Origin of the sequence: Frankia sp. ACN1ag (assembly GCF_001414035.1) — a bacterium.
Taxonomy (GTDB): domain Bacteria; phylum Actinomycetota; class Actinomycetes; order Frankiales; family Frankiaceae; genus Frankia; species Frankia torreyi.
Genome location: NZ_LJPA01000050.1, coordinates 1 through 13217, shown reverse-complemented (window position 1 = coordinate 13217; position 13217 = coordinate 1). Strand labels below are relative to the sequence as shown.

Annotated in this window: 5 pseudogenes; all 5 read left to right on the top strand. The window is 73.9% G+C overall.

Annotated elements, in window-relative coordinates:
• Positions 1-2: 2 nt before the first annotated feature.
• Positions 3-112: pseudogene (locus UK82_RS40710) on the top strand (hypothetical protein); the annotation flags it as partial.
• A gap of 1 nt (position 113) precedes the next feature.
• Positions 114-611: pseudogene (locus UK82_RS40705) on the top strand (ketoacyl-synthetase C-terminal extension domain-containing protein); the annotation flags it as partial.
• 12 nt (positions 612-623) lie between these two features.
• Positions 624-3677 (top strand): annotated as a pseudogene (locus UK82_RS40700) (acyltransferase domain-containing protein); the annotation flags it as partial.
• Between the two features lies 1 nt (position 3678).
• A pseudogene (locus UK82_RS34540) lies at positions 3679-5832 on the top strand (type I polyketide synthase); the annotation flags it as partial.
• 183 nt (positions 5833-6015) lie between these two features.
• Positions 6016-13217, top strand: a pseudogene (locus UK82_RS40695) (type I polyketide synthase); the annotation flags it as partial.

Below are 13217 nucleotides of genomic sequence, written 5' to 3'. Positions count from 1 at the left end.
CNGCGGCGGGCGTCGCGGGAATCATCAAGATGGTGATGGCGATGCGTCACCGTGAGGTGCCGCCGACGCTGCACGTGGATGAGCCGACGCCGGAGGTCGACTGGTCGGCCGGNGCGGTCAGGCTGGTCACCCGGTCGGTTCCCTGGGAGGGGTCGGGTCCGCGTCGGGCCGCGGTGTCGTCGTTCGGGATCAGTGGCACCAACGCCCACGTCATCCTGGAGGAACCCCCCGTCCTCGACCGCACGACACCGAACGGTGCCGCCGGGTCGAATTCCACCAGCTTGAATTCCACCGTGTCGAGTACCACCGTGTCGAGTACCACCGTGTCGAGTACCGCAGTGTCGGGTACCGCAGTGTCGAGTAGCGCCGCCGCGGCGAACACTGCGGCCGGGTCGAGCGGTATCGCTTTGTCGAACAGTGCCACCGTGTCGGATGGCGCCGCTCCGTCTGATGCCATTGCTGAGGCTGATGGCGTTGCCGTTTCCGGTGGCGCGGCTGTTTCTGGTGGTGTGGTGGCTGGTGGTGTGGATTCGGGTGTTTCTGTGTCCGGGGTGCGGGGTTGGGGTGGGGTGTTGCCTTTTGTGGTGTCGGCGCGGTCGGAGTCGGGGTTGNGGGGGCAGGCGGTGGTTCTGGATTCGTTGGTGGCTGGGGGTGGGGTGTCGCTGGTGGATGTGGGGTTTTCTCTGGTGGCGACGCGGTCGTTGTTGGAGCGTCGGGTGGTGGTGGTCGCGGAGGGGGTGGAGGAGTTGCGTGCGGGGTTGCGGGTGGTGGCGGCGGGGGGGAGTTCGCCGTTGGTGGTGCGGGGTGGGGTGCGGTCGGCGGGTCGGTTGGCTTTTCTGTTTGCTGGTCAGGGTAGTCAGCGGGTGGGTATGGGGCGGGAGTTGTATTTTTCTTCGCCGGTGTTCGCGGCTGCTCTGGATGAGGTGTGTGCTGGTTTCGATGGGTTTCTGGATCGTCCGCTTCGGGAGGTGATGTTCGCGGCGGAGGGGTCGGTGGAGGCTGGTCTTCTGGATACGACGCGGTACACGCAGCCGGCGTTGTTCGCGTTGGAGGTGGCGCTGTTCCGGTTGTTGGAGTCGTCGGGTGTGGTGCCTGACTTCGTGGTGGGGCATTCGATTGGTGAGGTGGCGGCGGCGTATGTGGCGGGGGTTTTCGGGCTGGTGGATGCGTGTGTGCTGGTGGCGGCGCGGGGCCGGTTGATGCAGGAGCTGCCGGCGGGTGGGGCGATGCTGGCGGTGGCGGCGGGGGAGGATGAGGTCGCGGGGGTGCTGGCGGAGCCGGCGGTGGCGGGGCGGGTGTCGGTGGCGGCGGTGAACGGGCCGGCGTCGGTGGTGGTGGCGGGTGATGCGGATGCTGTTGCCTGGGTGGGGGAGGTGGTGCGGGGGCAGGGTCGTCGGACGTCGTTGCTGCGGGTGAGTCATGCTTTTCATTCGCATCATATGGAGGGGATGCTTGATGATTTCCGGCGGGTGGTGGAGGGTCTGACGTTTCGGGTTCCGTCGATTCCGCTGGTGTCGAACGTGTCGGGGCGGGTTGTTGATGGTGAGGTTCTCGGGGCGGATTACTGGGTGGGGCATGTTCGTCGTCCGGTGCGGTTCGCGGACGGGATGCGGGTGTTGCGGGATGCTGGTGTCGAGGTGTTTGTGGAGATCGGTCCGAACCGGACGTTGACGGGGATGGCCGGTGACTGCCTGGCCGCGGAAGAACCGACCCCGACCCCGGCCCCGGTGTCGGTGTCGGTGTCGGCGCATGGGTCGTCCGAGGGCTCGGTGGGCGGTGGCGAGCCGGTGTTGCTGGCGACGATGCGTCCGGGGACGTCGGAGCGGCATGCGGTGGCCGCGGCCGTGGCCGCGCTGCGGATCGGCGGGTCGAGGTCGGGCTGGGAATCACTGTTCGCCGGCGCGGACGGGCAGGTGGTGGACCTGCCGACCTACGCGTTCGAGCGGGAACGGTACTGGCTGGCTCCCGACGGCCGCGGCTCCGATCTCGCCGCCGCCGGACTCGACCCCGCCAACCACCCCCTGCTCGCCGCCGAGGTGCGCCCGGCCGAAGGCGGGACGACGATCCTCACCGGCCGGCTGAACCTGGCGAACCATCCCTGGCTGGCGGACCACGTCCTGCGGGACATGGTCGTGCTGCCCGGCGCCGCCCTCGTCGACCTCGTCCTCACGGCCGGTCGCCCGCTCGGGGGGCGGTTCGTCGACGAGCTGTTGCTGGAGGCGCCGGTCGTCCTGCCCGACGACGGCGAGGTGCAGATGCAGGTGGTGATCCAACCCGCGAACGACGCCGGCGGGTGGAGGACGACGGTGTACTCGCGCCCGGCCGACGCGACCGACGCGACCGACGAGACGGACTGGACCCTGCATGCCAGGGCGGAGCTGTCCACCGTGGACGCGCCCACCGCGCAGGTGCCCGCGGGAGGGCCATCCGAGGCGACCCCGGGCCTGGCCGAGGATCCACCGGAGGCCTGGCCGCCGGCGGGGGCCGAGCTGATCGACATCGACGCGCACTACGACTCCCTGGCCGCGCGAGGGTACGACTACGGTCCGAACTTCCGCGGCCTGCGCGCGGCCTGGCGGCGCGGCGCGGACGTGTTCGCCGACGTCCGCCTGCCCGAGGACCAGCCGGCGGGGACGTTCGGCCTGCACCCCGCGCTGCTGGACGCAGCGCTGCATGCCGCGACCCTGGCGCTCCCGCCGATTGCGCCGGACGCGTTGCTCGTCCCGTTCTCCTGGAGCAGGGTCGCGCTGCACGCGCAGGGCGGGACGCAGGCCCGGGTCCGCGCCACGGCGACCGGTCCAGCCTCGGTGACGCTCCTGCTCACCGACGTCTCCGGTCAGCCGCTCGCCACGGTGGGCACGCTCGCCGTGCGCCCGATGGACGACGCGCAGCTCGCCGCGTTCCGTACGGGGGCGCCGCCGTCGCTGCTCGGCGTGGACTGGCGTCCCGTCGAGCGCCCCGCGGACGAGCGGGGGGCCAGCACGGCCCCGCCGGCCGCGCTGGCGCTGGTCGGCGACGACCCGTGGGGCCTCGCCGCGGCCGCCGCCGACCGCGGGGCGCAGGTCGAGCGCGTCGCGGACCTGGACGCGCTGCGAGAGTCCGTGGCGGCCGGGGCCCGGGTCAAGACCGTGGTCGTGTCCTGGCCGGCGCGGGCCGGGAGCGTTGCGGACGCGGCCCGCACGGCCACGCACGACGCTCTGCGGCTGCTGACCTCGTGGTTGGCGCAGGAGGCCTTCGCCGCTGCGCGCCTGCTTCTGGTCACCCGGGGCGCGGTCGCGGTCCACGCGGGGGAGCGCGTCGCGGACCTCGCCGCCGCGTCGGTCTGGGGGCTGGTCCGGACCGCCCAGTCGGAGCACCCGGACCGCTTCGGTCTGCTCGACCTCGACGCGAGCGACGCCTCGCGGGCTGCCGTCGTCGACGCGCTCGAGCAGGGCGAGTCCCAGGGTGAGCCCCAGGGCGCGCTGCGCGGCGGGCAGCTCCACACGCCGCGGCTGACCCGACTCGACGCCGGCGACGACATGCTCGTCCCGCCGGAGCGGACGGCCGACTGGCATCTGGTCCTGACCGGGAAGGGATCGCTCGACAGTCTCGCGCTGGCCCCGGGGGAGGCGGCCTCCGTCGCGTTGGCCGCCGGCGAGGTGCGGATCGCGATCCGGGCCGCCGGCCTGAACTTCCGCNAGGTGGTCCTCGCGCTCGACCTGGTCAGCGGGGACACCCGGCCGCCCGGCGGCGAGGCCGCCGGCGTGGTGCTCGAGGTCGGGCCGGAGGTGACCACGTTCGCCCCCGGGGACCGCGTGATGGGCCTGATGTCCAGCGGCGCCGGACCGGTGGGGATCGCCGATCACCGGACGCTGTGGCCCATGCCGCCCGGGATGAGCTTCGCCGAGGCCGCCGCGATCCCGGTCGTGTTCCTGACCGCCTACTACGGGCTGGCCGAGATCGCCGCGGTCGGCGCGGGCGAGACGCTGCTCCTGCACGCCGCGACCGGCGGCGTCGGGATGGCGGCGCTCCAGCTGGCCAGGCACTGGGGTGTGACGGTGCTCGGGACGGCCAGCCCCGGCAAGTGGAACGTGCTGCGTTCGCTCGGGCTGGGCTCCGACCACATCGCCTCGTCGCGCGACCTCGACTTCGAGGAGAGGTTCCGGGCGGCCTCCGGCGGGCGTGGGGTGGACGTCGTCCTCAACTCGTTGGCGGGTCCGTTCGTGGACGCCTCGCTACGCCTGCTCAGTCCGGGCGGCCGCTTCGTCGAGATGGGCAAGACCGACATCCGCGACCCTGCCGCCGTGGCCGCGGCGCATCCGGGAGTGAGCTACCGCTCCTACGACGTGACCGACCAGGGACCCGAGCATGTCGGTCGGATGATGAACGCGCTGCTGCCGATGTTCCGGCGGCGGGAGATCAGCGCCCTGCCGGTCGCCGCCTGGGACATCCGCCGGGCGACGGAGGCGTTCCGCTATCTCGGCCAGGCCCGGCACACCGGCAAGGTCGTCCTGACGGTCCCCCGCCCGCTCGACCCTGCCGGCAGCGTCCTGATCACCGGGGGCACCGGGATCCTGGGGGGTGCGCTCGCCCGCCATCTCGTCGTCGAGCACGGGATCCGGCATCTGATCCTGCTCAGCCGCCGGGGGCACGGCGCACCGGGAGCCGCCGAGCTGCTCGCCGAGCTGACGGCCGCCGGCGCCACGGTGGACCTGAAGGCCTGCGACGCCGCCGACCGCGACGCCCTGGCCGGGGTGCTCGGGGAGATCCCGGACGACCGACCCCTGACCGCGGTGGTCCACGCCGCGGGTGTCCTCGACGACGGCCTGCTGCAGTCCCTGACGCCGCAACGGCTCGACGCGGTGCTGCGCCCCAAGATCGACGCGGCCTGGAACCTGCACGAACTGACGCAGGACGTCGATCTGGCCGCCTTCGTGCTGTTCTCCTCGGTCGCCGGCACCCTGGGCCCCGCCGGTCAGGCGAACTACGCCGCGGCCAACGCCTTCCTCGACGCCCTCGCGCACGACCGCCACGCCCGCGGCCTGCCCGCCACCTCGATGGCCTGGGGCCTGTGGTCGCAGGCCAGCGCCATGACCGGGCATCTGGACTCCGCCGCCCTGACCAGGCTGGGCCGCAGCGGGCTCGCCGCCCTGTCCACCGGCGAAGGTCTCGCGCTGTTCGACGCGGCACTCGGGGCGACCCGGGGGGTGGTCGTACCGACCCGCCTCGACTCCGCTGCCCTGCGGGAGGCGGCGGCCACCGGCGATCTGCCCGCCCTGCTGCGTGACCTGGTGCGCGTGCCGAACCGTCGGGCAACGGACGGTGACGTGGAGCTGTCCTGGCAGCAGCGGTTGGACGCCGCGCCGGAGTCCGGTCGGCGCCCCCTGCTGCTCACCCTCGTCCAGACCCACGCGGCTGTCGCGCTGGGTCATCCGAACCCGCGGGCGATCCCGGCCGACGGCGCCTTCCGCGACCTCGGATTCGACTCGCTGACGGCGGTGGAGCTACGCAACCGGTTGGGCGCCGCGACCGGTCTGACCCTGCCGGCGACGCTGGTGTTCGACCATCCGACTCCCGAGCAGCTCGTCTCCTACCTCTTCGACGAGCTGGTGGCACCGGACGCCGGCACCGCGCAGACCACGTCCTCGGTACTGGCGGACCTGGACCGGTTGCAGCGGTCGTGTGAGGCGCTGCCCGCCGGCCACGGGGACGTGGCGGTACTCGAAAACCGCGTCGAGGCGCTGCTGGCCAGGATCCGCGACCTGGCCAGGACCCGCGACCTGGGCGGGGCCGCTGAGGGAGCACCGCGGCTGGAGGGTCTCAGTTCGGCGACCGACGACGAGATCTTCGACTNCATCGACAACCTCTGACGCTTCCGCTCGCCCTAGTCCACGACCCGCATAGTCCACGACCCGCATAGTCCACACCCCGCGTCCGGGTTCCGAAAGACGAAATCCGTTTCCCCTGCGTCTCCGTCTCGCAGCCCAGCCCAGTTCGGCATCAACCGAGCGCAGCTACCGGAGGTATCGGCGTCCCATGGCCAACGAGCAGAAGCTCCGCGAGTACCTCAAGCGGGTCACCATGGACCTCGCTCACGCCCGGGGGCGACTGAGCGCGGCCGAGGCCCGGGACAGCGAGCCCATCGCGATCGTGTCGATGGCCTGCCGCTTCCCTGGCGCGGTCGACTCGCCCGAGGCCCTGTGGCGGCTGGTCGACGAGGGGCGGGACGCGATCGCGGAATTCCCCACCGACCGCGGCTGGGACACCGCCACATTGCACGACCTGGATCCGGACCACTCCCGCACGTCCTATGTCCGCCACGGGGGTTTCCTCGACGACGCGGCCGGATTCGATGCCGCGTTGTTCGGCATCAACCCCCGGGAGGCCGCTGCCACCGACCCCCAGCACCGCCTGCTGCTCGAGCTCACCTGGGAGCTGTTCGAACGGGCCGGCCTGGCGCCGGGGTCGCTGCGGGGCAGCGACACCGGCGTGTTCGCCGGCGTGATCGCGCAGGAGTACGCGCCCCGGCTGCGGGACGCCCCCCGCGCCTACGAGGGCTATCTGCTCACCGGAAACACCCCGAGCGTGGCGTCGGGACGGGTCGCCTACTCGTTCGGCCTCGAGGGGCCCGCGATCTCCGTAGACACGGCCTGCTCCGCCTCGCTCGTGGCGATTCATCTCGCGGCCCGGGCACTGCGGGCCGGGGAATGCTCCCTCGCGGTGGCGGGCGGCGCGACGGTGCTGTCCTCACCCGGGGTCTTCGTCGAGTTCAGCCGGCAGCGCGGACTCGCCCCCGACGGGCGATGCAAGGCCTTCGCGGCGGCGGCCGACGGCACGAACTTCGCCGAGGGCGGCGGCCTGCTACTCCTGGAGCGGCTGTCCGACGCGACCAGGAACGGCCATCAGGTCCTCGCCGTGATCCGCGGTAGCGCCGTCAACTCCGACGGCGCCAGCAACGGGCTCACCGCGCCCAACGGCCCCTCCCAGGAGCGGGTGATCCGCCAGGCGTTGGCCAACGCCCAGCTCACCACCGCCGAGATCGACGCCGTCGACGCGCACGGGACCGGCACGTCGCTCGGGGACCCGATCGAGGCCCGGGCGCTGCTCGCCACGTACGGCCAGGGCCGCGACCCCGACCGGCCACTGTGGCTGGGATCGGTCAAGTCCAACATCGGTCACACCCAGGCTGCGGCCGGCGTGGCCAGCGTCATCAAGATGGTTCTGGCGATGCGGCATGCGCGCCTGCCCCGCACCCTGCACGTCGACCAACCCTCGCCGCACGTGGACTGGAACGCCGGCGCGGTCTCGCTGCTGCGCGAGCCGACCGCCTGGGCTGCGGGTGACGCTCCTCGACGGGCAGGGGTGTCCTCCTTCGGTATCAGCGGGACCAACGCGCATCTCATCCTGGAAGAGCCGGCGGTCGCCGTCCCGGAACCGGTCGCCGTCCCGGAACCGGTCGCCGTCCCGGAACCGGTCGCCGTCCCGGAACCGGTCGCCGTCCCGGAACCGGCCGCTGTCCCGGGCGAGGTCGCCGTCGCCCCGGCCGCCACCCTCGCCGACCACCGGGAGCCGGCAGCCGCCCCGGTGGGGGACCTGGCTCTGCCGTGGATTCTGTCCGCCGTCACCGAGGGTGCCCTGCGGGCCCAGGCCCGGCGACTGCACGACCGTCTCGTCGCCGAGCCGTCGCCGTCCGACCTGGACATCGGCGCCTCGCTGGCCGCCACCCGCGGCGTCCTGGCACACCGCGCCGGTGTCGTGGCCGGCGACCGGGACGGCTACCTGGCCGGTCTGCTCGCCGTCGCCGACGGGCGAGAGGCCTCCGGGGTCGACCGTGGCCACGTGGCCGTGGCCGGCGCGACGGCCTTCCTGTTCACCGGGCAGGGAAGCCAACGTCCCGGGATGGGCCGCGCGTTGTACGCCGCGTTTCCCGCCTTCGCCGCCGCGCTGGACGCCGTGCGCGCCGAACTCGACCCGCGGCTCGACCGACCGCTGCTGGAGGTCATGTTCACCGACGACCCGCCGCCGCGGGGCGGGGACACGGTCCTGCTGAACCGGACCGATCACGCCCAGGCGGCCATCTTCGCGTTCGAGGTCGCGGTGTACCGGCTGCTGCGGTCCTGGGACGTGCGGCCGGACTACCTGATCGGACACTCCATCGGGGAGGTGGCCGCCGCTCACGTCGCCGGCATCCTGTCGCTGCCCGACGCCTGCGCCCTGGTGGCCGCGCGGGGCCGGCTCATGCAGGGGCTGCGCGGCGATGGCGGGATGGTCGCGCTGGAGGCCTCCGAGGAGGAAACCGTCGCGTTGCTGCGGGACGAGGGGGAGCGCGTCGCCGTCGCGGCGGTCAACGGCCCCACGTCCACGGTCATCTCCGGTGATCTTGACGCGGTGGAGCGGATCGCCGCCGGCTGGCGAGCCCGCGGTCGCCGGGGGAAGCGGCTGAAGGTCAGCCACGCGTTCCACTCGCCGCACATGGACGGAATGCTCGCCGATTTCGCGGTCGCGCTGCGCGAGGTGTCCTTTCACCCGCCGCAGATCCCGATGATCTCCAATGTCACCGGTGAGAGCGCGAGCGCCGGGCTGATGGGCACCCCGCAGTACTGGGCGGAGCACGTCCGCCGGCCGGTCCGGTTCGCCGCCGGCCTGCGCGCGTTGCACGCGGCGGGCGTGACCGGCTACCTGGAGATCGGCCCCGACGCCGCGCTCACCGGCATGGTCGCCGATGGTCTGGCCGGGATCGACCCGCAGGTGGCGGTCGTAGCGACCGCGGTGGCCCGAGCGGGAAGCGGCGAGGTGCCGACCCTGCTGGCCGCGCTCACCCGGCTGCACGTGCACGGCCTCGGCCCGGACTGGCGCACGGTGTTCGCCGGCCGGGGTCGGCGGGTCGACCTGCCCACCTATGCCTTCGAGCACCGGCGTTACTGGATCGACGAACCGTCGGGCCCGCTCGACGCCGGCGCGCTCGGCCTGCTCTCGACGGGACATCCCATCGCCACCACGGCGGTCGGGCTCGCCGAGGACGACGGGGTCGCCACCGTCCTCACCGGTCGGGTCTCGACGTCGTCCCATCCCTGGCTGGCCGACCACACGGTCGCCGGCACGGTGGTGCTGCCCGGCACGGCCTTCCTCGACCTCGCGATCGGGGCGGGCGAGCGGGTCGGTGCCGGCGGCGTCGAGGAGCTCGTCCTGGCCGCCCCGCTGGCCCTGCCCGCGCGGGGGATCTTCGATCTGCAGGTCACCGTCGGATGGCCGGACGACTCCGGGCGTCGGGCCGTGCGGATCCACTCCCGCCCCCGCGAGGGCGACTCTGGCGCGGCCGAGGCCGCCGGAATCGGCGAGTCCCTGCCGGCCCCCTCGGCCTGGACCCGCCACGCCGAGGGGACCCTCGCCCCCGGGGAGGGCGGACCCGGGCCGGTCGCCCCCGCCCGTCCCGACGTCACCCGTCCCGACGTCACCCGGCCGCCCGAGGAGGCGACCGCACTCGACGCCGCGAGCTTGTACGAGCGTCTGGCCGAGGCCGGCTACGATTACGGGCCGGCGTTCCAGGCGGTGCGTGCCCTCTGGCGGCACGACGGGGACCTGTACGCGACGCTGCGACTGCCCGAGGGAACCGACCCGGCGGGGTTCGCCCTGCACCCCGCCCTGCTCGACGCCGCGCTGCATCCGCTCGCCTTCGAGGCGGTCGGCCAGTCGCCGGCGGACGCCGCGGTCCGGATCCCGTTCACCTGGTCAGGCGTGCGGCTGCACGCGACCGGAGCCGCCGAGGTCCACGTGCGGTTGCGGGTGATCGACGACGGCGCGGTGGCGATCGACGTCGCTGACCCCACCGGCGTGCCGGTGGCCACCGTCGAGCGGCTTGTACTCCGATCGGTCGCCCGGGGGAGTCTGTCGGCCGCGGCTCCGGCGCGCCCCACGGTGCTCCACGAGGTGACGTGGGTGGCCTCACCGCCGGCGGCACCAGGCTCTGGCGGGCAGCTTCCGCCCGCGACCGGCGGCTGGGCGGTGCTCGGCCCGGACGACCCGGAGCTGCGCCGCGGCCTCGACCGCGCCGGGGTCACCGCGGCCGTCCATGCCGACCTGCCGGCTCTGCGCGCCTCGCTCGACGGCGGCCCGATGCCCGCGGTCGTCGTCGTGGCCCCCTCGTTCCCGGCGGGCGGCCCGCAGGACGATCCGAGCGCGGTCCGACGCCTTACCGGCGCGCTGCTGGATCTGCTGCGCGCCTGGGTCGCCGACGACGCGACCGTGGCCTCCTCCCTGGTGGTGCTCACCCGCGGCGCGGTCGCCGCCCGCCCCGGCGACCGCGTCGACGCCCGGGCGCAGGCTGCCCTGTGGGGTCTCGTCCGGACCGCCCAGGCGGAGTTCCCGGACCGCATCGTGCTGGCCGACCTGGACTCGGCGCGGGAGTCGGTCCCGATGCTGCCGGCGGTGGTGGCGTCCGGGGAGCCGGAGGTCGCCGTGCGCGCCGGTGACCTCTGGACGCCTCGCCTCGTGCGCTCCGAGGGCGAGGACCGGCTGCGCCCTCCCGGCCCGTCGTCCACCTGGCGCCTGGACGTCACCGAGCCCGGCACGCTGGAGAACCTGGCGCTGGTCCCGGCTCCGGACGTCGACACCCCGCTCGCCGCCGGCCAGGTCCGGGTCGCGGTGCGGGCCGCCGGGCTGAACTTCCGCGATGTGCTGCTGGCGCTGGGCATGTACCCGGGAACCGCCGCCTTCGGCAGCGAGGGCGCCGGCATCGTCGTCGAGGTCGCACCGGACGTCACCGGCCTCTCCCCCGGCGACCGGGTCATGGGCCTGCTCGCGGGCGCGATCGCCCCGGTGGCGGTGGCCGACCACCGTCATCTGGTCCGCCTGCCCGCCGGCTGGTCCTTCGCTCAGGGCGCGGCGACCCCGATCGCGTTCATGACCGCCTATCACGGACTCGTCGACCTGGCCCGGCTGCGGGCCGGGGAGAGCGTGCTCATCCATGCCGCGGCCGGGGGCGTCGGGATGGCGGCCAGCCGGCTGGCCGCCCACCTGGGCGCGGAGATCCACGCGACCGCCAGCCCCGGTAAGTGGGACACACTTCGGGCCGAAGGGCGGGCGGAGCACCAGATCTCGTCCTCGCGTTCCCTCGCCTTCGAGGAGCGGATCCGCGCCGCCACCGACGGGCGAGGCGTCGACGTCGTCCTGGATTCGCTGGCGGGCGACTTCGTCGACGCCTCGCTGCGGCTGGTGGCTCCTGGCGGCCGCTTCCTCGAGATGGGCAAGACCGACATCCGCGACGCCGAACAGGTGGCCACCGACCATCCGGGGCTCACCTACCAGGCCTACGACCTCAACGCCGTGGCTCCCGACCGGATCCGGCAGATGCTCCTCGAGCTGGTCCGCCTGTTCGAGGACGGCACGCTGCACCCCCTCCCGGTGACCGCGTGGGACGTCCGGCGGGCCCCGGAGGCGTTCCGGTATCTCAGCCAGGCCCGTCATGTCGGCAAGGTCGTCCTCACCCTGCCCGTCGGCCTCGACCCCGAGGGGACCGTTCTGATCACCGGGGGGACCGGAGGTCTGGGGGCTCTCGTCGCCCGCCGACTGGCGACCGAGCACGGCGTCCGCCACCTGCTGCTCGCGAGCCGGTCGGGTCCCGCCTCGGCGCAGGCCGGACGGCTGCGCGCCGAACTCGGTGAGCTCGGCGTGGACGTCACCATCGCGGCCTGCGACGTCGGTGATCGGACGGCGCTCGCGGACCTGCTGGCGGACGTGCCCGAGGACCACCCCCTGACCGCCGTCGTCCACACCGCGGGAGCCGTGAACGACGCTCCGCTCGACGGGCAGAGCGCGCCGCGGCTCGACGGGGTGCTGCGGCCCAAGGCCGACGCCGCCTGGCACCTGCACGAACTGACCGCGTCGCTCGATCTCGCGGCCTTCGTGCTCTTCTCCTCGGCGGCCGCCACCGTGGGCAACCCGGGCCAGGCGAACTACGCGGCCGCGAACGCCTACCTGGACGCGCTGGCCGCGGACCGGCACGTGCAGGGCCTGCCCGCCGTCTGCCTGGTCTGGGGGCCGTGGGAGCCCACCGCCGGGATGACGGCGCGGCTGACGCCGGAGGAGCTGAGCCGGATCCGCCGCGCGGGGCTCGTCCCGCTGTCCGAGGCGGACGGCCTCGCGGCGGTGGACACCGCCCTCGTCGACGGTGGGCCCGTCCTGGTTCCGATCGGCTTCGACCAGGCCGCCCTGCGCGCCCAGGCCGAGGATGGCCGGCTGCCGGGGATCCTTCGTGATCTGGTGCGCCGCGGCACCCGGCGCGCCGCGGCCGGTGCCGGCGTCGGCGATCGCACCGCCGAGCCGCTGGCCGACCGGCTGCGGCGGATGAACGGCAACGACCGCCGCCGTACCCTGCTCGATCTCGTGCTCGGCCAGATCGCGACGGTGCTCGGCCACGCCGGCGCGGACCTCCTCGACGCCGACCGGCCGCTCAACACGCTCGGCTTCGACTCCCTGACCGCGGTCGAACTGCGTAACCGGCTGGGCGTCGTGACCGGCCTGCGGCTGCCCGCGACTCTGCTGTTCGACTATCCGACGGCGGCCGGGATCGCCGGGTTCCTCCGGTCCCGTCTGCTCGGCGCTGACGCCGACGCCGACGCCGACGCCGATCAGACGGGCGAGCTGCGGGAGGCGTCGACGGCCGGGGCGGTTCGCACCGCCGCGCTCGCCGACGAGCCGATCGCGATCGTCTCGGCGAGCTGCCGGTTCCCCGGCGGGGTGCGCTCCGCCGAGGACCTGTGGCGGCTCGTCACCGAGGGCCGGGACGCGACGGGGGACTTCCCGGACAACCGTGGCTGGGACCTCGAGCGGCTCTACGACCCCGATCCGGACGCGGCCGGGCGGACCTACGTCATGCGCGGTGGCTTCCTCTACGACGCCGATGAGTTCGACGCCGCCTTCTTCGGCCTCAGCCCGCGGGAGGCGACCGCGACCGACCCGCAGCAGCGGCTGCTGCTCGAGACCGCGTGGGAGGCGTTCGAAGGCGCCGGGATCGATCCGACCCGGCTGGGCGGCAGCCGGACCGGCGTGTTCGCCGGGGTGATCGCCCAGGACTACGCGTCGGTCGCGGGCCGGCCCGACCCGGGCCTGGAGGGGCATCTGTCCACCGGCAACACCACGAGCGTCGCGTCGGGGCGGGTGGCGTACACGTTTGGGTTGGAGGGGCCGGCGATCACGGTGGATACGGCGTGTTCGTCGTCGTTGGTGGCGGTGCATCTGGC